Source organism: Isoptericola hypogeus (genome assembly GCF_039531145.1).
GTDB lineage: Bacteria > Actinomycetota > Actinomycetes > Actinomycetales > Cellulomonadaceae > Isoptericola > Isoptericola hypogeus.
This window is the reverse complement of the sequence record NZ_BAAAPM010000001.1, coordinates 81,004-102,361: the sequence shown is the minus strand read 5'-3', so window position 1 is coordinate 102,361 and position 21,358 is coordinate 81,004. Positions and strand designations below refer to the sequence as shown.

14 protein-coding genes are annotated in these 21,358 nt (G+C 73.3%); 4 read left to right on the top strand and 10 right to left on the bottom strand.

Annotated elements, in window-relative coordinates:
- Entirely contained in the window at positions 1-2,502 is a 2,502-nt protein-coding gene (locus tag ABD254_RS00445) for a glycoside hydrolase family 3 C-terminal domain-containing protein (protein WP_344244537.1), read from the bottom strand.
- 66 nt (positions 2,503-2,568) lie between these two features.
- Between ABD254_RS00445 and ABD254_RS00440 the strand changes: the two genes are divergently transcribed.
- Positions 2,569-3,186 (top strand): TetR/AcrR family transcriptional regulator, encoded by a 618-nt coding sequence (locus ABD254_RS00440; protein WP_344244535.1) that lies wholly within the window; start codon positions 2,569-2,571, stop codon positions 3,184-3,186.
- A gap of 136 nt (positions 3,187-3,322) precedes the next feature.
- Positions 3,323-3,811: a pyridoxamine 5'-phosphate oxidase family protein gene (locus ABD254_RS00435; RefSeq protein ID WP_344244533.1), complete on the top strand. Its 489-nt coding sequence runs from the start codon at positions 3,323-3,325 to the stop codon at positions 3,809-3,811.
- Between the two features lie 31 nt (positions 3,812-3,842).
- Here ABD254_RS00435 and ABD254_RS00430 read toward each other — a convergent pair whose 3' ends face one another.
- The 4 genes from ABD254_RS00430 to ABD254_RS00415 form a co-directional block, all read right to left on the bottom strand.
- Complete coding sequence (locus ABD254_RS00430) at positions 3,843-5,153, bottom strand: ion channel protein (protein WP_344244531.1); 1,311 nt, start codon at positions 5,151-5,153, stop codon at positions 3,843-3,845.
- Positions 5,154-5,166: 13 nt separating this feature from the next.
- Positions 5,167-6,981, bottom strand: a complete 1,815-nt coding sequence (locus ABD254_RS00425; RefSeq protein WP_344244529.1) for an alkyl/aryl-sulfatase — start codon at positions 6,979-6,981, stop codon at positions 5,167-5,169.
- A gap of 134 nt (positions 6,982-7,115) precedes the next feature.
- A complete protein-coding gene (locus tag ABD254_RS00420; protein WP_344244527.1) occupies positions 7,116-9,656 on the bottom strand; it encodes a polysaccharide lyase family 8 super-sandwich domain-containing protein in 2,541 nt (846 codons plus the stop codon).
- A gap of 163 nt (positions 9,657-9,819) precedes the next feature.
- The gene (locus tag ABD254_RS00415; RefSeq protein ID WP_344244525.1) at positions 9,820-10,605 is read right to left on the bottom strand and encodes a hypothetical protein; all 786 of its coding nucleotides are present in this window, start codon (positions 10,603-10,605) and stop codon (positions 9,820-9,822) included.
- A 156-nt stretch (positions 10,606-10,761) separates the two neighbouring features.
- Between ABD254_RS00415 and ABD254_RS00410 the strand changes: the two genes are divergently transcribed.
- Positions 10,762-13,668 carry a helix-turn-helix transcriptional regulator gene (locus ABD254_RS00410; protein WP_344244523.1) on the top strand — a complete coding sequence of 969 codons (2,907 nt, stop codon included), beginning with the start codon at positions 10,762-10,764 and terminating at the stop codon, positions 13,666-13,668.
- Between the two features lie 38 nt (positions 13,669-13,706).
- Here ABD254_RS00410 and ABD254_RS00405 read toward each other — a convergent pair whose 3' ends face one another.
- From ABD254_RS00405 to ABD254_RS00395, 3 genes are all read right to left on the bottom strand, one after another.
- Positions 13,707-13,979, bottom strand: a complete 273-nt coding sequence (locus ABD254_RS00405) for a DUF4242 domain-containing protein (RefSeq protein ID WP_344244522.1) — start codon at positions 13,977-13,979, stop codon at positions 13,707-13,709.
- Positions 13,980-14,134: 155 nt separating this feature from the next.
- Positions 14,135-15,112, bottom strand: a complete 978-nt coding sequence (locus ABD254_RS00400; RefSeq protein ID WP_344244520.1) for a hypothetical protein — start codon at positions 15,110-15,112, stop codon at positions 14,135-14,137.
- Between the two features lie 248 nt (positions 15,113-15,360).
- Positions 15,361-15,771, bottom strand: a complete 411-nt coding sequence (locus ABD254_RS00395; protein WP_344244518.1) for a VOC family protein — start codon at positions 15,769-15,771, stop codon at positions 15,361-15,363.
- A 103-nt stretch (positions 15,772-15,874) separates the two neighbouring features.
- Here ABD254_RS00395 and ABD254_RS00390 point away from each other — a divergent pair, with 103 nt between their 5' ends.
- Positions 15,875-16,849 carry a helix-turn-helix transcriptional regulator gene (locus ABD254_RS00390; protein ID WP_344244516.1) on the top strand — a complete coding sequence of 325 codons (975 nt, stop codon included), beginning with the start codon at positions 15,875-15,877 and terminating at the stop codon, positions 16,847-16,849.
- 30 nt (positions 16,850-16,879) lie between these two features.
- Here ABD254_RS00390 and ABD254_RS00385 read toward each other — a convergent pair whose 3' ends face one another.
- A complete protein-coding gene (locus ABD254_RS00385; protein ID WP_344244514.1) occupies positions 16,880-19,375 on the bottom strand; it encodes an amylo-alpha-1,6-glucosidase in 2,496 nt (831 codons plus the stop codon).
- Between the two features lie 88 nt (positions 19,376-19,463).
- Positions 19,464-21,356 (bottom strand): right-handed parallel beta-helix repeat-containing protein, encoded by a 1,893-nt coding sequence (locus ABD254_RS00380; RefSeq protein ID WP_344244512.1) that lies wholly within the window; start codon positions 21,354-21,356, stop codon positions 19,464-19,466.
- Positions 21,357-21,358 lie beyond the last annotated feature (2 nt).

Here is a 21,358-nt window from a genome sequence, read left to right as displayed (position 1 = left end):
TCAGTCCTTGTCGATGACCGTGGTGGTAGGTGGGGTGACTGTGGGGGCCGCCGTGCGGGCGGCGCGCGCACGACGGCGCTGCGCGAGCCAGGCCGTGGCCGTCCGGCGCGCTCCACGTAGGAACTGGCCGTTGACCATGAGCAGCAGGCCGTCGAGCATGTCGTCGTCGACCGTGCCGCCGCTCATGCGCGCGATCGACCGGAACGGCAGGTCGAGCGCGAAGTGGGTGTTGTTCGCCGCAAGGGGCTTGCCGAGCCGCAGCAGCACCCGGCCGCTGAGCTCGATGAGGCCGTGGAGCAGCCCGCCGAACCCGCGGCGGCCCTTGGCCTGGGCGATGATGTCGTCGCGGGTGAGGGGCCGGCCGGTGGGCCAGGCCGACGGCGGCAGCGCGCGCCCGAGCAGTGCCTCGTACTCGGCGTCGCCGGCGTGCTCGACGTCGCCCCTGAGGTAGTGGGGCAGGCGCGCGACGTCGGGGGCCAGGACGGCGGGGTCCGCTGCTCGGCCGGCCGGGGCCTCGACCTCGAGCGCGGCCTGGAGCCGGATGTCGCGCGAGGACGCCCCCACGAGGACCGCGTAGCGGCCCGGCGCGGTGCGCCAGTCGTGGGCGGTGGGGTCGAAGACGTCGAACGCGTGCTCGGCGTAGCCGATCGTGACGGTCGCGCTCTCGCCGGGCTCGAGGGCGACCGTGGCGAAGCCGGCCAGCTCGCGCGGCGCACGGAGCTCGCCCTCGGCGCGCCCGGCGGGCTCGGCGTAGAGCTGCACGGTCTCGACGCCGGCGACCTCGCCCGTGTTGGTGACGGTCACCTCGGCGGACGTGCGCCCGGCACGCAGGTCGGCGTAGGCGAACTCGGTGTAGCTCAGCCCGTGCCCGAAGGGGTAGCGCACCGGCATCCCGACCTTGTCGAAGTACCGGTAGCCCACGTAGATGCTCTCGCGGTGCTCGGAGGTCGCCTCGGTCCGCGCGAACGTGGCCGAGCTCGGCACGTCGGCGTAGCGCAGCGGGTAGGTCTCGGCGAGGCGCCCGCCGGGGTTGGCGCGGCCGGTGAGCACGTCGGCGATCGCGCGGCCGCCGCCCTGGCCGGCGAGGTAGCCGTGCACGATCGCGTCGACGTGGCCCGCGAACGGCAGCTCGACGGGGGCGCCGCCGGACAGGACCACCACGACGGGCACGCCGAGGGAGACGAGCTCGCGGGTGAGCGCGAGCTGGTTGCGCGCCAGGCGCAGGTGCGCGCGATCCACGCCCTCGGCCTCGGCGGACTCGTCGAGGCCGAGGAAGAGCAGCACGACGTCGGCCCGCTGGGCGAGGCGCACGGCGCGGCGCCGGCGCCGCTCGGACGGGACGTCGCGGCGCGCGAAGCCCGGCTCGTACCCGACGACGTCCAGGCCGGAGGCCTGCAGCGCGGACAGCGCCGAGTCCACGCGGGTCGGGTTGACCAGCGAGCTGCCCGCCCCCTGGTAGCGCGGGGCGGCCGCGAAGTCGCCGATGACGGCGACCCGGCCGGACCGCGGCCCCAGCGGCAGGGTGCCGCGGGCGTTGTCGAGCAGGACGACCGAGCGGCGCGCGGCCTCGACGGCGAGCTCGTGATGGCGGTCGTGGTCGACGCCGGGAGCCCCGGCGCGGGCCGCCGTCGTCCGCTCGACGAGCGCCAGCAGCTCGTCGACGCGGGCGTCCAGGACGGCCTCGTCGAGCGCGCCCGCCTCCACGGCGGCCACGATCTCCCGGTCGGTGACGCCGTCGGTCGACGGCATCTCGAGGGCGTTGCCGGCGACCAGGCCCGCGACGCGGTCGTGGTTGCCTCCCCAGTCGGTGACGACGAGGCCGTCGAAGCCCCAGTGGCGCCGCAGGATCGCCTCGAGCAGCTCGCGGTTCTCGTTCGCGTACGTGCCGTTGACCTTGTTGTACGAGCTCATCACGGTCCACGGGCCGCCCTCGGTGACGGCGATGCGGAACCCCTCGAGGTAGATCTCGTGCAGCGCCCGCTCGTCGACGATCTCGTCGATGCTCATGCGGTGCGTCTCCTGGCTGTTCACCGCGAAGTGCTTGGCCGACGCGGCGACGCCGTTCGACTGGATGCCGCGGATCATCGCGGCGGCGAGCCTCCCGGACAGCAGAGGGTCCTCGGAGAAGTACTCGAAGTTGCGCCCCGCCAGCGGGTTGCGCTTGATGTTCAGGCCGGGCCCGAGCAGCACGCTCACCGACTCGGCGGCCGCCTCGGCGCCGAGCGCCTCGCCCACCTGCCGCAGGAGGTCCGTGTCCCAGCTGTTCGCGAGGGTCGCGGCCGTCGGGAAGCAGGTGGCGGGCAGGCTCGCGTTGAGGCCCAGGTGGTCGGCCGCACCGCCCTGCTTGCGCAGTCCGTGGGGGCCGTCGGTGAGCATGATCGAGGGCACGCCGAGGCGTCCCAGCGCCTTGGTGTTCCAGAAGTTCGCACCCGACATGAGCGATGCTTTCTCCGCCAGTGTCATCTGGCTGCGCGCCCGCCGGCGGTCGTCATCGATCTGCACGCGGGTAGCGTAGACCAAGTTCCACCACGTGGTGGAACTCTGCACGTCACACGTGGAGGAAGCCCCATGCCCGACCGCCAGGAGGCCACGACGCGTCCCAAGGAGTACGCCACTGGACGGGTGACTCGGCGGGCGATCATCGCCAAGGCGGCCGAGGCCTTTGCGGAGAAGGGGTTCCACGGCGCGTCCCTGCGCGGCATCGCGCGCGAGGCGGGCGTGGACCACGCCACCCTGATGCACCATTTCGGGAACAAGACCGCGCTCCTGCTGGCGGTGATCGAGTGGCACGACACGCAGTTCGCCGTCGCGTCCCTGCCGGCCCTGGACTTCACCGTCGAGAGCGTGGTGGACGCCTTCGTCGGCGTGGCCGAGCGGAACCGCGCGACGCCGGGCCTGGTCCAGCTCTTGTCGACGCTGTCGGCCGAGGCCGGGAGCGAGGGCCACCCCGCCCGCGAGGCCCTGCAGCAGCGGCACCAGGTCCTCGTGGACATCATCGGAGCGATGATCCGGATGCGTCGCGACGAGGGCGCTGTCACCGACGACGGCCTGAGCCCCGAGGTCCGCGCGGCGCTCGTGATCTCCACCTGGGAGGGGCTGCAGGTCTACGACGCCCTGCACCCGGGCGACCTCGACGTCCCCGACCTCGTCGCCCGCACCCTGCGCACGGAGCTCGGGCTGGCGTAGCCGTCGTGGACGTCGAGACGTCCTGGGTGTCATCGGCGGCGGGAAGCCCCGCCCTTCGATGTCGAGAGCTCGCGGCCGGTTCCGTCCTAGATTCGAGACCGGCGACGAGCGCCGCACCCGGCGAAGGGACACAGTGATGGATCAGCAGGACATCGACCGCGAGCTGGCCGACGCGAGGGAGGTCCTCGACGCGACCTCGTCCGCCCACCTCGCCTACACCGCGAAGGACGGCACGCCGCGGACGGTCCCGGTCGGCTACTTCTGGACCGGTGAGCAGTTCGTGATCGCCACGCACCCGACGGCGCCCAAGGTCGCGGCGCTGACGGCTCGCCCGGACGTGGCCCTGGCCTTCGACGTCGGCGACTCGCCGCAGGGGGCGCGGTCGCTGTCGGTGCGCGGGCGCGCCGAGATCCGCGTCGTCGACGGCGTGGCCGAGGAGTACCTCGCCGCCGCCCGCGCGAACATGGACGCCGAGGCCTTCGCGCAGTTCGAGCAGGCCTGCCGCGCCATGTACGACCAGATGGCGCGCATCTCGATCACGCCCGGCTGGGCCCGCTACTACGACTTCGGCGCCGGCCGGTTCCCCACGTTCCTGCGGGAGCTCGCCGAGCGCAGCGGGCAGTGAGCGGCCCCTGCGGCCGCCCGGAGCGTCGGGATCAGGCCGGGTGCTTCGGGCCGGCACCGCTGAGCGCCGCGAACTCCGGGCGGTCGTCGCCGGCCGCGGGCAGGAGCATCTCGGGCATGGCGCGGACGGCGAGCCACACGGGCGCGACCGCCAGGCAGAGGACCGGGAGCAGGGCGATGTCGCCGACCGTGACCACCGCCATGAAGAGGGCGAGCCAGCCGCTCCGCGCCACGACGAGGACCGCGCCGAGCACGCCGGCGGCGACGGCGACCGCCGCCGGGACGGCGGGCACGAGCCCGCTGGCCGCGAGTCCGACGGCGACGCCGATGAACACGGCCGGGAAGATCCGCCCGCCGCGGAACCCGGCACCCGACGCGACCACGAGGGCGACCGTCTTGACCGCGGCGATGCCGAGGAGCGCGAGCCAGCCGAGCTCGTCGGCACGCTCGGCGAGCTCCTTCATCTCGTCGAGCCCCTTGAACAGCGTGAGCGGGCCGCCGATCGCTCCCAGGGCGCCGAGCACCAGGCCCGCGAGCCCCAGCGCGAGGACCGGGCTGCGCAGCAGGTGGAAGGCCCGATGGACGGGGGCGAACGAGAGCACGGCGAGGTAGGCGAGCAGCGCCGCGCAGGTCGCGACGACCACGGCCGCCACGATGTCCCACAGCCGGGGCTCGCCGTACGGCGCGACGTCCACCGAGAACGTCGGCGCCCCGATGAGCTGCATGGTCAGCGCCCCGGCTCCGGCGGCCACCAGAGGGCCGAAGAGCCGGTCGAAGAGCCGGCCTTCACCCCGGCCGTGCTCGGCCAGCGCCTCGGTGAGGACGAGCACGGCCGCGACCGGCGTCCCGAACATCGCGCCGATCGTCCCGGCCGTCGCCAGGCCCACCGGGCCGGCGGCCGCCGTCCCGCTGCCCGGGCGGGCCAGCAGCCACACGGCCAGCGCCACGTTGATCGCGATGATCGGGTTCTCGGGCCCGAGGCTGACGCCGCCGGCGAGGCCGAGGACCAGCGCCAGGGCGAGGCCCGGCACCGTGCCCGCCGGGAGGGGCGGCGCCACGAGCCCGGAGGTCGCGGGGTCGTTCCCGGCGTGCCCGGGCACCCAGCGCACGACCGCGCCGACGAGGACCCCCGTGACCGTGAGGACGGCCACGGTCCACCACGGCGAGTCCTGCGGCACGCCCCAGCTCGCGGGCAGGTCGTGCCAGATCCGCTGCTGGAGCCAGGCCGCGAGCCCGGACAGCGCGACCAGGGTCAGCGCCGAGCCGACGCCCACCCCGAGCGCCGGCACGCTCCCGCGGAGCAGCGCGCGCGTGGTCGTCGGCGCCGCAGGCGTCTCGGTCATCGGTGGGCCACCCTCACGGCGTGACGATCGGGAAGGTGTTGGACGTCGCGTCCACGTAGGACAGCAGGCGTCCTAGCACGCCCCGGTCGCCGTCGTACGACACCCCGTCGTCGGCCTGCGTGCCCAGCAGCCGGAGCAGCTGCGGCTTGGTGAGGGTCACGGTGAGGTCGGGGTCTGCCTCGCGGGCACCGCGCTCGGCATGGATGAGGGCGCCGTTCGACAGGGCGGCGCGGTAGGTGAGCCCGAGGTCGGTGAGGACCCAGTCCACGGACAGCGTGTCGGCCGCCGCGCGCGGCCCGTCGATGCGGACGCCGATCGAGTCGAAGAGCTGGGTGATGGTCAGGGCGCCGAGGACCTCGGGGGTGGACAGGTTCGGGGGCGCGGCGGCGATCTTGCCGCGCAGCTCCTGGGCGCCGCGCAGGTAGAAGTTGCGCCACGTCGCGTTCTCGGCGCCGTGGCCGAGCTTGGTGAGGACGGCGGCGAGGGCCTCACGGGCGGCCGGGTCGTGCTCGCCGCCGCCGAAGACGACGTGGCTCGCCACGGTCGCGGCCCAGCGCCAGTCCGCAGGGTCGTCGGAGGCGGTGAGCCGCTCGACGGCCGCGAGCGCGGGCCCGGCGCCGCCCACGAGCTCGACGAACCGCCGGCCCTCGTCCTCGGGCGGCAGCTCCCACAGGTGCGCGGGGTTGCCGTCGAACCAGCCGAGGTAGCGCTGGTAGATCGCCTTCACGTTGTGGCTCACGGACCCGTAGTACCCGCGGGCGTTCCACGCCTGCTCCAGGCCCGGGGAGAGCTCGAACTTCTCGGCGGCCTCGATGCCGGTGGCACCCTGGTTGATCAGCCGCAGCGTCTGGTCGTGCAAGTACTGGTACAGGTCCCGCTGGGTGGCCAGGAACGCGTGGATGTCCTCCGCGCCCCAGGTGGGCCAGTGGTGGGAGGCGAACACGGCCTCGGCCTCGCCGCCGAAGAGCTCGATCGTCTCGTGCAGGTAGCGCGCCCAGCTGCGCGCGTCGCGGACCTCCGCCCCGCGCAGCGTCAACAGGTTGTGCAGGTTGTGGGTCGCGTTCTCCGCCATGCACAGCGCCCTGCGGTCGGGGAACCAGATGTTCATCTCGGCGGGCGCCTCGGTGCCCGGCGTGAACTGGAACACCATCCGCACGCCGTCGACCGTGTGCTCCTCGCCCGTGGTCGTGACGTCGACCGTGGGTACCTCGAGGGAGAGCCGCCCGTTCGACGTCCCCATCCCGAGGCCCGTGCCGAGCTGGCCGGTGCCGTCCGCGGGGAGGTCGGAGGCGTACATGTAGACGGCGCGGCGCGACATCGCCGGCCCGGCGTACACGTTCTCGGACACCGTGTGCTCGAGGAAGCCGTGCGGGGCGAAGATCTCCGTCCCCTCCTCGGCGACGGCGGACATCCCGCCGTAGTGGTCGGCGTGCGAGTGCGTGATGACCAGGCCGGTCACAGGCCGGTCGCCGCGGTGCGCGCGGTACAGGGCGAGCGCGGCTGCCGCCGTCTCCATCGACATGAGCGTGTCGACGACCACGACGCCCGTGTCGCCCTCGACGAACGACATGTTCGAGAGGTCGAACCCGCGCACCTGGTAGACGCCCTCCACGACCTCGAACAGGCCGCCGACGGCGGCGAGCTGCGCCTGGCGCCACAGGCTCGGGTTCGCGGTCGGCGGGCACTGGCCCTGCAGGAAGTCGTAGCGGTGGGTGTCCCACACCACGTGGCCGTCCTCGGCCCTGATCACCTCGGGCGCGAGGTCGGCGATCTTGCCGCGCGCGACGTCGTCGAAGTCGCGGCGGTCCTGGAAGGAGGGGAGCGTCATGGGCACAACCAATCACGCGCCCCGAGGGGGCGCGACCGGTACGAGCTCGCCTCCGGTGACGGGTGGCCGAGGGCGTCGGCCACGGCCCGTCTGGTGTGCGCCGCGGGATCGTGCGCAAGCACGGGTGGCCGGCGTCAGCGCCGGCGCAGCACCGCGGTGAGGCTCGCGCCGTAGGCCTCGCGTGTGCGGGCCCGCACCTCGGTGCCGCCCGGCACGCGGCGCACCTCGACGCCGTCGTCCGCCGAGGCGACCTCGAGGCCCCGGCCACGGATCGTCACCGCGACGGCGTCGCGCAGCATCGTCGGGTCGGACAACGCCACGGACGTGCGGCCGTCGTCGTCCTCGCGCACGAGGACCGACGCCGGGCCGTCGATCGCCAGGTTCCGCACGTGCGCACGGCCGGCGAACACGTTCGCGGCCACGAGCCCGAGACCCGAGTGCCGCACGGCCTGCACGCGTTCGTCGTTCGCGAGCACGGCGAGCGGCCCCCGGCGCCCGTAGGCCGCGAGGCGCTCCTGGGTCGCGCCGGGCACGATCGCGTAGGCGAGCTCGGGGCGGCGTCGCCCGTGCTCGACCGCGGCCGTGAACACGCGCTTCGTCACCGCCGTGTCGGGGTTCGACGTCCGGATGACGCGGCGGCTGCGGGTCACGTCCTCGAGCGTCACGTGCACCGGCCCGGAGTCGAGCAGGGCGTACCCTACGGCCACCCCCTGCCCCGGGTTGTCCCACCGCAGCCAGTCGAGCCGCGCCGCGCCGTCGCCCGGCGACCACGGGCCCCCGTCAGCCCGACGGCCGGTCAGGACGACGCCGTCGCCGGGCGCGGCGATGCGGGAGTCCAGCGTCGTGACGACGTCGCGGCCGTGCCGGTCGTGGATCCCCGCCGCCAGCACGACGACCTCGTCGTCGAGCAGGAACCACGACTTCGCCGCGCGGGCGTTCGCGTAGACCACGAAGTCGGCGGGGAGGACGCCGGCCTGCGCGTCGACGTACGGGACGTCGTCGGACAGCACCATGCCCGCGGCACCGAACGTGCCGAGCGTCGCGCCCCCGGAGAAGGAGTTCGTGCCGCGCGGGAAGTAGACGTAGGTGTTCTGCGACGCCGACGACGAGGTGAACCCGAGCGGGTGGCCGGGGTTCTCGTACCAGAGCTGCCCGTACAGCTCCGGGACCGTCCGCCGCTCCTCGACCGGCACGGTGGTGCCGGGCAGGCGGTACGGCGAGACGGTGGTGAAGAAGTCGGCGCCGAACGACTGCGTGTGGTCCTGGCCGGCGAGGTAGAGGTAGAACGCGCCGTCGCCCTGGAACCACGGCATGAGGTTCTCGCCGCTCATGTACTCGTACCTGCTGATCCGGTCCGAGCTGCGCGCCAGCGCGAACGTGTACCCGGGGCGCCGGTGCACGGTGCGGTCCATGGCGTTGAGGGCGACCGAGCGCTCCGACGGGTTGAGGTCCGCGGCGGGCGTGCCCGCGTCCGCGAGGAGGTCCGCGTAGCGGACGATGCTCACCGGCGAGACGAACCGGGCAGGGTCCGGCGGCGTGGGCGACGCCGTCGCCAGGTGGCGGACGTACCCGCCCAGGGCGGCCGCGTTGGCGCTGCTCGTGTAGGCGCTCAGGTCCACCGTGGCCTCGAGCACCGTGGCGACGTCGGCGTACCCGCTGCCGGTCCGCGACACGGCGCGACCCTTGACGATCTCCATCATCCAGCCGTCGACGATGACGGGCGCAAACCCGTCGCGGACCCAGCCGTGGACGACGTCGGGCAGCTCGGTCCCGGGGGCGGCGGCGGTGCCGTCGAGCAGCTTGATCGTCTGGACGACGCGGGTCAGCAGCGTGCGCCCGTACGAGCCGGTGTAGGCCACCGAGTGGTGCTGGATGAACGAGCCGTCGGCGTAGTAGCCGTCGGTGTTCCCGTGCTGGATGTCGTACGGGTCGATCGTCGTGAACACCGTGGACTGGTCGGCGATCGCCTTGGACACGCGGGCGTCGTCGCCGGTGAGCGCGCCCTGCAGCACGCGGTTCGTCGTGATGTCGGCGAGGTTGGCGCCGGTGTGGAAGCGGGAGTCGAGGTCGACGTCGCCGTCCTTCCCGTTCCGCAGGTACGCGTCCATCGAGGCGACGTAGGTCGGGAGCAGGCCCGGCCGTTCCGCCGCGGCCAGGTCGGCCAGGAGCGCGAACGTCTTGCTGACGCTCGCGGAGATGCCGATCTCCCAGTTGAACCAGTTGCCGTAGTAGCCGGTGGCCTGGTCGCCGTAGTAGTTCGCGTGGAGCCACTCGAGCCCGTCGAGCACCCGGCGCTGGACGCCGGCGTTCCCCACCAGGTCGGACGCGTAGCCCGGGGTGCTGGTCGCCAGGGCGATCTCGTACAGCCGGAGGAACGACGTGCTGAGGTTCGGGTCGCTCGTGCCGAGCGGGACGCCGGCGAACAGCTCGCCCGGGCCGGCGGCGTCCAGGCCGGCAAGGTGGGAGCGGGCCGCGGAGTGGATCGGGGCGAGCTTCGCCGCGGCCTCGGGCCGGGCGTTCGACGCCGCCGTGCCGGCGAAGATCCCCCGGGCGTTCGCCAGCAGGCGCGCGTGGTCCGACGGCACGTCGGCGCGGGCTCGCAGCGGCGCCGCGATGGCGACGAACGCCCCCGCGGGCACCATCGCGAGGACCTGGCGGCGGGACAGCTGCGGCATGGCGAACTCCCTTGTTCGGCGGATGTCGACATCCAACCAAGGCGACGCCGTCCGTGGCAATCATTTCCCTGCGACGATCCCGGCGGGCGCGTGCCCGCGCGACGGCGACCGGCGCGCGGAGGCGGTGTCCAGCACCGGGTGCTGGACACCGCCGTGACAGGGTTCACCGGTGGGCGTGGTCGAGCGGCGACAGGTTGTCGTCGATGCGTGCGCCGGCCGGGACCAGCGTCATCACCAGTTCGTCCATGGCGTCCAGGGACGCCGCTGGGTCATCGGTACCTCGCGGCACCTGCGCCTCGACCAGGAGGTTGCCCGCGCCGCGGGTGACGACGTAGACGCGCTCGACGGTGCAGGGCGTGCCCAGGACCACCTTGGCGTCGCCTTCGCCCGTGAGCGTCGTCCCATAGAGTCCGGCTCCCGGCCACGGCAACACCGTGCAGCCGGACTCCGTCGAGCCGAACCAGGACTCCTCCTGCTCCGACCTGATCGACGGGTCGGCGTCGAAGACGACGAAGACGCCGGCGGGCCGGGTCACGTAGCTCGCCGCCGCGAGCCCGTCCGTGTGCGACAGCGCCGCCACGAGCTTTCCCCGCCCGGGATCGCCGGCGGTCGCGCCGACCGCGGCGTCCACGACGACTCGCACCCGTGCAGCCCCGGACACGAGCACGAGCCGGTCCGGCTCGTCGGTGACGATCGACCACCCGCCCCCGCCCAGCTCGCCGGGGGCGAGCGAGGCGCGGCCCTCGAGCACGGACCTCGGTCCTCCGCGGTCCTCGTCCTCCAGGGGCCGCGCGGTGGCCGGGGCGCCCAGCGCGAGGGTCGCGCCGCACGCTGCGGCGAGCAGGCACGCAAGGCTCCCTCCGCTGCGGGACACCGTCTTCCCCTTCCGCCCGCTCGACACGCCCGGGTCGGCGCGGGTCGAGCCCTGAGGCGGGTTCCGTCCAGTCATGGGTCCACTCCTTCGTGATCGGGCCCCTGCTACGCGTCACGCTAGGAGCGGGGGCCGGAGCGATTCATGACCGGAACCGACCATCTTCGGCGGGCGTCGCGCATGGTCAGAACTGACCATCGACCGGGATGAACGCCCGGGCGTAGCGTTGTCGGCGTGTCCGGTTGGTCGGCACGTGGGCGAGGGCGCCGCGACGAGGCGACACAGAGCTGCTTCGTCGGACGTCGGGCCGAGCGAGCCCAGCTCCGAGAGTCCTGGGACGCGGCCCGCGAGGGATCGCGTCAGGTCCGGTTCGTGGGCGGTGAGCCCGGAGCAGGCAAGTCGCGTCTCCTGGCACAGCTCGCGGCCGACCTGCGGTCCCAGGTCGCGACCGTGCTCACCGGCACGTGCCCGAGCACGCTCGCGTCACCCTACGAGCCGTTCGTCGCTCCGGTCGCCGCGATGCGGACGGCGATCGCCGACGGCGCGCTCGCCCTGGCGGCCCCGTCGCCCGACGCGAACGCGCTGGTCCGTACGGTCGCGCTCCTGGACACCGTCGCGGGCGAGCGCCCGGCGGGCCGCGCGTCCCGCCGCGACCTGCTCGACGCCGTCGTCACCTCCGTGCGCTCGGCGGCCGCCGTGGAGCCGCTCGTGCTGCTGCTCGACGACGTGCACTGGGCCGGCGAGACGGCGTGGGAGCTGCTCTCGTACCTCGTGGAGCAGACGACGGACCTCCGGCTGCTCCTCGTGGCGACCCAACGCACGACCGCGACCGACCGGACCGACCGCCTCGTCCACCACGTCGCCGGCCTCTGCCGGCTCGACGGGGTGCGGCGCATCGACCTGCCCCCGCTGGCCACGGACGACGTCGAGGAGTACCTCCTGAAGGAGGCGGGATTGCCGGCGACGCTGGCGCGGACCGTCGCCCCGGACCTGCGCGACCGCACCGGCGGCAACGCGTACTTCGTGCGCGAGCTCGTGCAGACCCTGGGCGCTCGCGGGCCGGTCGGGTTCGTGCATCCTGCTGGACGCGCGCCGCCGTCCGTCCAGGACGCGGTCGAGGCCCGCCTCGGCATGCTGAGTCCCGGGGCGCGCGCGACCGTCGAGCTCGCGGCCGTGATCGGCGACGTCGTCGACGCGGACCTGCTGGTCGGCACGGGCGGGATCCCGCCCGAGGAGACGCTGGGGCACCTCGATGCCGCATTCGACGCGCACCTGCTCGAGCCGGGCGACGACACGCCGACCGCGGTCCGGTTCCGGCACGCCATCGCCCGGGAGATCGTCCTCGGCGCGACGCCGTCCGCCCGCCGCGCCGCCCTCCACCTGCGGGTCGCCCGTGCGCTGGAGGCGCGCGGCGGTCGCAGCGCTGCCCACGTGGCCCGGGTGGCCCACCACTTCGAGGCGGCGCACGTCCTGGGGTACCGCCCGGAGGCGGCCCGCTACCTGCGCCTCGCCGCGGATCTGGCGGCGGAGGGCCTGGCGCACGACGAGGCCGCCGACCTCTACGAGCGCGCCGCCGTGGTCGAGGACGACCGGGCGCGTGCCGACGACGTCACCCTGCTCGCCGCCCGCGAACGCATGCTGACCGGCGCGTTCGTACGGTCGCGGGCGCTCGCGGAGCCGATCGCGGACGACGCGACATCCGCGCACCAGCTCCGCGCCGCCGTCCTGTTCGAGGACGCCAACTGGCGCACCAACCTCGTCGCGGGCAGGTCGGCCGACCTGCTGCGGGCCGCGCTGGACTCGGCGGGCGACCAGGACGAGGAGCTGCAGGTGCGCGCGCTGGCGGGTCTGGGCCGTGCGCTCGCCTTCGACGGCGAGGACGACCAGGCCCGATTCCTGGTGGAGCACGCGGTCGAACGCGCCCGCGAGCTCGGCGGCGACGACCTGCTCCGAGACGCGCTCGTCGCCTCGCTCGTCCTCGGCAGCGCGGTCACCGACGCCGACGTCAAGCTCGGCCGCGCGGCCGAGCTCACCGAGCTCTGCCTGCAGACGCACGACCTCTGGCGGCTGGGCCCGGCCGCCTCGTTCCGCACCCTGCTGGGCTACCAGCGCGGCGACGCCGCCATCCTCCGGGCGGGTCTCACGGACCTGCGCCAGGCCGCCGAAGGCACCCACCAACCGTACTTCGGCTACCTCGCGGGCTGCGTCGACTTCTCCCGGCACGTCGCGGCCGGCCGACTCGCACGCGCCGCCCAGGTGTCGGAGGCGCTGGTCGAGATCGGCGCGGCCGTGGAGCTCGACGAGCACGTGGGATCCGACGGCCAGTACGGGGTGCAGCAGTTCGTGCTCCGCCGGGAGTCCGGCGACCTCGAGGCCGCCCGCGGGGCGCTCAGCGACGAGGACGACCTCGGCGAACGGTGGGTCCCCGGCCTGCTCGCGCTCTACACCGAGCTCGGCATGCACGACGCCGCCCGCCGCGCGCTGTGGTGGCTGCTCGAGTCCGGCGCCGCCGATCCGTCACCGGGCACCCGAGCGGGAGTCCTGACGATCCTTTCCGACGCGGCGGTCGCCCTCGGCGACGTGGACGCGGGCCGGCTGGTACGCGCCGCCCTCGCCCCGTACACGGGCCTCAACCTCATGTTCGGCTCGCTCGTCAGCGCGATGGGCAGCGCCGACCGCTACCTGGGCTCCCTCGACGCCCTGCTGGGGGCGGGGGAGTGGGAGACGGACTTCGCCCGCGCGGAGGCGATGGACCGCAGGATGGGGGCGCACCTGCACGTCGCGCACACCCTCGCCGCGCACGCGATGGCGCACTTCACGACGGGCGTGGACGGCTGTGACGTCGGGGCGATCGCGGCCGAGGCGCGGCGCATCGCGACACCGATCGGCTCGCTACGGGTCCTGCGCATGCTCGACGTCGTCGACGGAGTACGGGCGCGCCGCGCCGACGGGCTCACCGAGCGCGAGGTGGAGGTGCTCCGCCTCGTGGCGGAAGGTCTGAGCAACCGCGAGGTCGCGCGCGCGCTGGTCATCAGCGAGAACACCGCCGCCAACCACGTGCGCAGCATCCTGCTCAAGACGGGCTGCGAGAACCGGACCCGCGCCGCACGCTATGCCGCCGATCAGGGGTTGCTCGCCTGAAGCGCGGTCCGCGAGCTCCGCAGCGCCCGCCGCACGCCTCAGACGACCGGTTCTAGCGCGCCGGACGGCAGGACCCGGCCGGCGACCTCGGTCACGCGGTCCGCGGGGATCCCCGCCGTTGCCGCCGCGCTCAGGATCAGCTCGGCGTTCGGCGCCTCGTAGAGGCAGTAGGACTTGCGGTGGTCCAGCGAGAGGAAGGAGTACAGCCAGCGGACCCCCTCGTTGGCGTTGACCTCGTTGATCTCGTCGAAGGCGCCCAGGTAGGGGTCGACGCGCTCGGCGTACTCGCGCTCGATGATGAAAAGCGGCACGTCGGACCCCCTTCAGTCCCCCCGTCAGGCCATTGTCACACCGCTCCGACCGAGTCGTCGGTGCGGGCGTGGGTGATCCCGAGGGGCAGATCGCGCCGACGGGCCGGTCTTCTGCCCGGAGATCCAGGGCGTCTCGCCCCGGTCCCCGGTCGAGCTCAGCCGATCGTGCCGAGCACGTCGATGACCACGTGCGTCCTGGCGCTGGACCGCAGCTTGATCTTCCTGGCGTTGCTCACGCCGACGACCTGCGCGTTGGCAAGGGTGGTGCCCTTGGTGTAGTTGATCGCCGAGGTCGAGGTGTCGGTCACGTGACCGGGCCACATCCGCAGGAAGCCACTTCTCTCGGCCCCGACGGCGATCAGGTTGACGATGACGGCGCTGGTTCCGACGGGGCAGGTCGACGGCGGCAGCGTGATCGTTCGCGTCGTCCCGGCCGAGAGCCTGCCGCCGGTCGCGCGGGAGTCGTAGGCGCGGATCGGCGTCGACAGCATCCCGGTGGCTCCGCCGCCGTTCGAGAACCCGACCCGGGCGCCGTTCACCTGGGACGTGGCACCGGTGTACGAGTTGAAGCCGAGCATGAGCTTGCACCCGAGCGGGAAGGGGCCGTAGGCGGAGCTCGGGACGACGCCCCGGAACGCGCGGATGCCGTTGCCCGGAGACGCCTGCACGTCCACCGCGACCGTCCCGAGGGTGCCCGTGCCGGCGGCCCAGACGCGTCCGAGACAGAGCACGTTGGTCGCGGATGCGTTGTAGACGTACCACTCGATGTCGCGCACGCGGGCACCCTGGGGGATGTCAATGCTGGCCCACATCGGGCTCCCCGTGGTGGCGTAGCAGCCGTTCCCGCCCCAAGCGCGGGCTGCCGAATGGATCTCCGGCTCGAAGTCGAAGAAGGAGGCGTGCCGGTAGACGTACCCGCTGGCGGGGGCCGAGGCGATGGTGCTGTCGATCGGCGTGTCGTTGGCAGTGGCCCGGCCGGCGCCGGGACCACCGGCCGCGGTGTCGTCAGGTGGCGCCGCCGTCGCGGGGGTGCCGGCAGCGGCAAGGCCGGCGACGGCGGCCGCTCCGGCGCCGGTGAGGAAGCGGCGGCGGGCGACGCCGCGGGGCGAGGACGAGGACGAGGTGACGGTCATCGGGGTGCTCCGATCGACGCGCGGTGGGTCGCGACGCCCGGGCGCGACGTGCACGCCGAGAAGCGGTCGGACCCGCACGCGACTCACAAGGTGGAGACGCACGCGAGGTGCGTGTGGAGCGCTCGCCGAGGCGAGCGACCGGTCCGACCCTTTCCCCTGACCGGATCAGCGGGCCGGGCCGTGGCCACCGCTGATGCCTCCATGAACGTAGCAACGCGCCCGTCGCCCTGCCGGTCTGCGACCTCAATTCACCCGCGCAGTGACGCCAGCACCTCGCGGTAGTGGGCGTTCTCCATCACCCCGAGCACGTTGCCGAACGGGTCGACCACGGACGCGGTGACGTACCCCGGCCCGCGTTCCGTCGGCGGCAGGTGCTCGATGGCGCCCAGCGCGAGCAGCCGCTCGTAGGAGGCGCGGGCGTCGTCGACCGCCCAGTACGCGATCGCACACGCCGCGCCGCCGGGCAACGGGGGAGCGAAGCGCCGATCCATGATGCCCAGCTCGTGCTGGTAGTCGCCGAGGCGGAACTCGGTGTAGGCCAGGGCGCCGTCGGCGTCGCGGTCGAAGTACGCCTCGGCGCCGAGCACCTCGGCGTACCAGTCGCGGGCGGCGACGACGTCGTCGGCGAGGTAGGTGATGGTGGTCAGTCCGCGCAGCATGTCTGCTCCCGGTGTCGGTGCGGCGTCCTGGTGACGCCGTCTGTTACCAGCATCGGCGCCAAAGTGCTCACCTCCTGACTACTTTTCGTGGCAATCTCGGAGCATGCGCGCCGACCGACTCATCCAGGTCCTGCTGCACCTGCAGGCGCGCCCGCGCGTGACCGCGGCCGAGCTCGCCGCGGACCTCGAGGTCTCCGTCGCCACCGCCCGCCGCGACCTCGAGGCCCTTTCGGCGGCCGGCGTGCCCGTCTACCCGCAGCCCGGGCGTGGCGGCGGGTGGTCGCTCGTCGGCGGCGCGCGCACCGACCTCAGCGGGCTCACGGCGCCCGAGGCCCGCGCCCTGTTCCTGCTCGCGGGCCCGGGCGCGGCGTCGTCCGACGACGCCCGCGCGGCGCTGCGCAAGCTCGTGCGCGCGCTGCCGGCCACGTTCCGCGAGGAGGCGCAGGCGGCCGCCGCTGCGGTCGTCGTCGACCCGGAGGGGTGGAGCGCCGCGGGCCGCGCGCGGCCGCCGGAGGTGGACACCCTTCAGCGCGCCGTTGTCGACCGGCGGAGGGTTCGCATCGACTACACCGGCGCCACCGGGAACGCCTCCCTGCGCGAGGTCGACCCCTGGGGCCTCGTCGACAAGGACGGCGTCTGGTACCTCGTCGCCGGGACGCCGAAGGGCGCGCGCACCTTCCGCGTGGACAGGGTGCGCGGGCTGGAGGTCACCGCGACGCCGTCCGCCGTTCCCGACGACCTCGACCTGGCCGCCGAGTGGGAGCGCATCGTCGGCGAGGTCGAGGAGCGGCGCTCCGCGACCTGGGCCACCGTGCTCGTCGCCTCCGAGCACGTGGGCGTGCTGCGCGCGCAGTTCGGGCGCCACACGCACGTCGAAGACCCGGGCGACGCGGACGCCGACGGCCGCACCCGGGTCCGCGTGGGCGCGCCCACCCCGCTGGACGTCGCCCGGCACCTGGCCGGGTGGGGCGCGGGCCTCGAGGTGGTCGGCCCGCCCGCCGTCGTCGCCGAGCTCGCGCGGATCGGCACAGAGCTCGTGGCCGCCTACGACGGCAGGCGCGTCGGCGCCCGGCCATGACCTGGCGGCCATGACCGGGCGTCGGGGGTGTCACAGGCAGACGCGCGAACTGCCCTCGTCCACCGTGGTGCGGTGCACGCCGCCGCGCTCCGGGTAGACGGCGAGCCGTGCGCGCTCCGAGGCGTTGACGTCGAAGCACGCGCGGCCGCGGGTCGGCGCGAAGTCGCGCACGACGACGCGGCCCCCGGTCGCGCGGAACACTGTCCGCCCGTCCTGGCGCAGCGTGGTGAGGTGCGGGCTCACCGTGGCGGCGTAGGTGTGCCCGCCGACGCGCACGTCGTCGACGGAGTTGCGGCCGGGCAGGGCGTGGGAGCCGAACGTCACCGACCCGGGGCGGCCCCACGCGTCCTCGGCGACGAGCTCGTGCACCGCCATCAGCGGCATGACGTTGGACCAGGTGTAGTACCGCCACGCGCTGTCCACCGCGGAGGCGTTGATGACCTGGCCGGGCTCGGGGTCGAAGTACTCCGGGAAGTAGCCGTTGGCGTCCCAGCTGTCGAGGTACATGCTCGTGCTCTTGGTCGCAAGCTGGCCGGCCGCGTCGTCCAGCCCGTACCGCTTCAGGCCGTCGTAGACCGTGGCGTTCATGGGGGGCCAGACCGCGCCGCGCCACTGCTCGCAGGTGTTCTCGTCGCCCCAGCCGATGTAGTACTTGTAGTCGGGCGAGGACGTCGACGAGACGTCGCCGTGCGCGCAGTACTCCGCGTCGTCGCGGCTGATGCTGGGGATGGCGTACTCGCCCCAGAACGTCGAGGGGTCGAGCAGGTTCTCTCGGACCGTCCGCTCCGCCCGCTCTGGCGTCGCGATGCCGCCGAAGAGCGGATAGAACGCCGTGGGCGTGACGACGTTCCCCCAGGAGCCGTCGAGGTTCCGGTCGAGGTACAGCCCCAGCTCGTCGTTCCACAGGGTCTCGTTCGCGGCCTCCTCGACCCGGTCGTGGACGGCCTCGAACCGCCGCGCCTCGTCGGCCTTGCCGAGCGCGCCGGCCAGGTCGGCGAGCGAGTCCGCCATCAGCGCGTAGTAGGAGGTCAGCGCGACGTCGGTGAGGTCGGTGTTGTCGCGCTCGTCGCCGCTGCCGCCCTCCTTCGGGATCCGGTCGCCCGCCAGGTACAGGGGCAGGTCGTCGAGGCCGAGGTGGTTGCCGACCTTGCTCGAGTCCGCCTCGTAGGGCGCCTCGAGGAGGCCGTCGCCGTTCACGTCCCACTCGGGCAGCTTGTCGAAGAACTCGACCAGGGACGGGTAGGCCTGCTCCACGAGCTCGCGGTCGCCGGTGGCGGCGTGGATCCTCCGCACCGCGTAGGCGTGCATGGGGCCGGCGTGCAGCTGGTCGTACCGCGGGCCGCCGGAGGCGAACAGGACCCGCTCGTGCTGGCGCGCCAGCTCGGGGTCGACGGTGAGCGCGGTGATGGCGTCCCAGGCAGAGTCCCAGCCGGTGAAGATGTGGTCGTTCTCCGCCCCGCCCCGACCCCAGCCCCACACGAGGAAGCTCTGCCGGCTCGCCTCGTCGTAGTTGGCGTTCAAGGCCATGGCCGTGCGCATCGCCGTCGCGGCGCGGCCGGCGGGCCCGCTCCCGCTGAGGGTGCCGTCGTCGGCCCGCGCCCGGGCCCGGGCGAGGGTGCCGAGGATCGTCCCGTGGCGAGGGTGTGCCGCCGGCGGCTCGTCGGACACGCTGGTGGTGAACGTGATGGTCTCGTCCTCCTCCAGCGTGTAGCGCAGCGCGGCCGCGGCGTCACCGGTCGCGCCCTCCTCGCCCTCCATCGCCGCGACCATGTCGTCGACGGACGCGTAGGCCGCCCCGTCGTCCGGGCGCTGCGACGGGGTCAGCGCGAAGTGGCCGACGGCGGCCGGGTCGTCGAGCCCGGCGCCGGAGGCGCGGATGCCCCCGTCGTCGGTGACCTCGTAGGAGCTCTCCTCGCCCCACGGCGGCGCCGTCTCGAGGAAGACGGTGGCGTCGGCGTCGCGCGCGGTGACCGAGCCCACCAGGGTGTTCTGTGCCGTGCGGGCGAACCGCACGACGATCGTCTGCTTGTCGCGCTGGATCTGCTCGTACCGCTGCTGGAGGCTCGGCAGCTGCTCGCGTGCCTGCTCCACCTGCTCCGCGGACCACTCGTCGGGGTGGGCGAGGATCTCGCGCAACGCGCCGAGCCGTTCGGGGGTGATCGTCCGGTCGTCGCTGCTGATCGCCACCTCGTAGTACGAGCCGTCGACGGTGACGGGGCCGACGTGCGCGACGTGGTTGAGCAGGCCCTGGTTCTCCCGGACGAGCCTGTTCCCGGCGGTCAGCAGGTCGACGCGGAGGGCGAACCGGCTCTCGCCCTCCCCGACGAGGAGGGCGCCGTTGTCGTCGCGCTCCACGAAGCCTGGCATCGCGAATGGGCGCTCGAGGCCGGCGGCGGCGTCGGGCGGAGGGCCCGCGGGGGTCGCGCCACCGGCGGGGACGACGGCGGACGCGAGCAACGCGGCCGCGACGCCGAGGACGACGGGCGCGCGGCGGAGCGATCGGGTGGGCTGTCTCGATGCGGTCATGGCTGGCTCTCCAGAGTGTGAGCGCTCACATGGGTGATAGGGGAACGGCCGTGCCCGCACGCTGGGGCGCGGGCACGGCCGCCTGGTCCTACTCGACGGAGTAGGGGAACTCGTCGGTGGTGCCGATGAGGTCGTACTGCATCTGGGAGGCGTCGAAGCCGTCTTCCCAGTTGCCGTTGGTGACGTCGTTGCACTGGTAGGACTGGTAGGACTGGTCGGTGGTCTCGCCGACCTCGATGTTGGAGAAGGCGAAGCCGCAGCCGCCGGCGTCCATGTGGACTCCGCGGGTGCCGCTGTCGGGCATGGCTCCTGCGGGGTCGGGGATGACGTCGCCGATGACCATCTGGTCGACGGTGTTCTGGATGGGGTGGGGGTCCTGGTTGGCGACGCCGTAGGTGTAGAAGGCGCCCATGTCGCCGGAGTCGAGTCCGGCCTGGTCGATGCGGATGTAGCGGAAGGTGTTGTTGTCGGTGTACTGGTCGCCGTCGACGACCTCGGGGCGTGATTCGAGGCTGATGCCGTAGCGGGCGGAGTGCTTGACGTGCACGTGCTCGATGGTGTTGTCGCCGGTGGACATGAGCTCGATGCCGGCGGCGTCGCCGGGCACGAGCTCGCCGACGTGGTGGATGTAGAGGTTGCGCAGGGTGTGGCTGTGCGAGAGGTCGCCCTCGCCGGGCCAGCCGCCCTCGACCTTGATGCCGTCGGCGCCGAGGTTCTCCATGAGGGTGTTCTCGACGGTGAGGTGGTCGTTGGCGAACAGGGCGTAGACGCCGTGGTATCCGGTGTCCTGGACGTGCATGCCGGTGAGGGTGATGTTGGAGGTGTTCTCGAGGGTGATCGCGCCGAACCGGTTGCGCGGCATCTCGATCTGCCGGTCGTACTCCGGGTAGGTGTGGGGATCACCCGAGTCGCCGGCGCTGATCCAGCCGGAGCGGTACCAGTCCACGAAGTCGGAGTACTGCACGCCGATGCCGTCGAACGTGATGTCGTGCGCCTTGTCCTCGGCGGACTCGCCCTTGACGTCGATGACGCGGTCCACGGTGGGCTTCATGATCGTGACGTCGTCGATGTCGCCCTTCGGGATGTAGTACAGGTCGCCGGCGTCGCGGTCGATGTAGTACTCGCCCGCCTTGTCCAGGAACGGCATCGCGTTCTGGATGTAGTAGCGCGACCCGCTGCGGCTGTTGACGAGGGCGTACCGCGACCAGTAGTCGAACGTCGCGAAGTTCTTGCGGTAGTCCGCACCGCCGATCGGGATGGTGTCGGTGAACCAGCTCCACGACCCGCCCGACCACACCGTGATCTGGGCATCCTTCAGCGGGTTGCTCGTCTCGGTGTCGTCCCAGGCCGGGTCCCAGTCGCCGTCCTTCCAGTAGAGCCAGGAGCGGACCGCCTCCTTCTCCGGCTCGCCGAGCACGGAGAACAGGTAGGGCGCGTGGGTGTCCTCGGAGGTCCGGTTGGGGTGGCGGGCCAGCTCGGAGCGCTCGCCGTCCTCGAAGATGGTGTAGAACGGCTCGTCCGGGTCGACCTTCGCCTTGTAGATGCCGTCCTGGTACGGCTCCCAGCCGGTGATCTCCTCGGCGCCGACCAGGTTGGCCTTGCCGGGCCCGTCGGGGCTGCGGTAGACGACCTCGTTGCCGCGGCTGCCGGAGTCCTTCTCGGTGAACTCGATCGTCTCGGTCACCGGGTAGTCACCCTCGGCGAGGTTGACGGTGATGTCGCACCGCATCTTCTGCGGATGGTTGAGCCCCAGGTCCTGGATGTGGTCACGGGCCTTGTCGAGCGTCGCCCAGGGCCGCTTCTCGGTGCCCTTGCCGCGGTCGTCGTCGCCGTCGGGGGAGACGTAGAAATGCGGGCACTTGTCCACGCCCGCGGTGATCGCCGCGTAGGGGTCGAAGGCGACGGCCCCGACCCCGACGGCCGCGACCGCGCTGACCGCGACGACCGCCGCGGTGCTCGTCCTGATCCATCGTCTGGACATCG

Coding starts and splice junctions, on each gene's coding strand:
- ABD254_RS00440 (WP_344244535.1), top strand. CDS start 2,569: ATGCCCGACCGCCAGGAGGCCACGACGCGTCCCAAGGAGTACGCCACT.
- ABD254_RS00435 (WP_344244533.1), top strand. CDS start 3,323: ATGGATCAGCAGGACATCGACCGCGAGCTGGCCGACGCGAGGGAGGTC.
- ABD254_RS00430 (WP_344244531.1), bottom strand. CDS start 5,153: ATGACCGAGACGCCTGCGGCGCCGACGACCACGCGCGCGCTGCTCCGC.
- ABD254_RS00425 (WP_344244529.1), bottom strand. CDS start 6,981: ATGACGCTCCCCTCCTTCCAGGACCGCCGCGACTTCGACGACGTCGCG.
- ABD254_RS00420 (WP_344244527.1), bottom strand. CDS start 9,656: ATGCCGCAGCTGTCCCGCCGCCAGGTCCTCGCGATGGTGCCCGCGGGG.
- ABD254_RS00415 (WP_344244525.1), bottom strand. CDS start 10,605: ATGACTGGACGGAACCCGCCTCAGGGCTCGACCCGCGCCGACCCGGGC.
- ABD254_RS00400 (WP_344244520.1), bottom strand. CDS start 15,112: ATGACCGTCACCTCGTCCTCGTCCTCGCCCCGCGGCGTCGCCCGCCGC.
- ABD254_RS00395 (WP_344244518.1), bottom strand. CDS start 15,771: ATGCTGCGCGGACTGACCACCATCACCTACCTCGCCGACGACGTCGTC.
- ABD254_RS00390 (WP_344244516.1), top strand. CDS start 15,875: ATGCGCGCCGACCGACTCATCCAGGTCCTGCTGCACCTGCAGGCGCGC.
- ABD254_RS00385 (WP_344244514.1), bottom strand. CDS start 19,375: ATGACCGCATCGAGACAGCCCACCCGATCGCTCCGCCGCGCGCCCGTC.
- ABD254_RS00380 (WP_344244512.1), bottom strand. CDS start 21,356: ATGTCCAGACGATGGATCAGGACGAGCACCGCGGCGGTCGTCGCGGTC.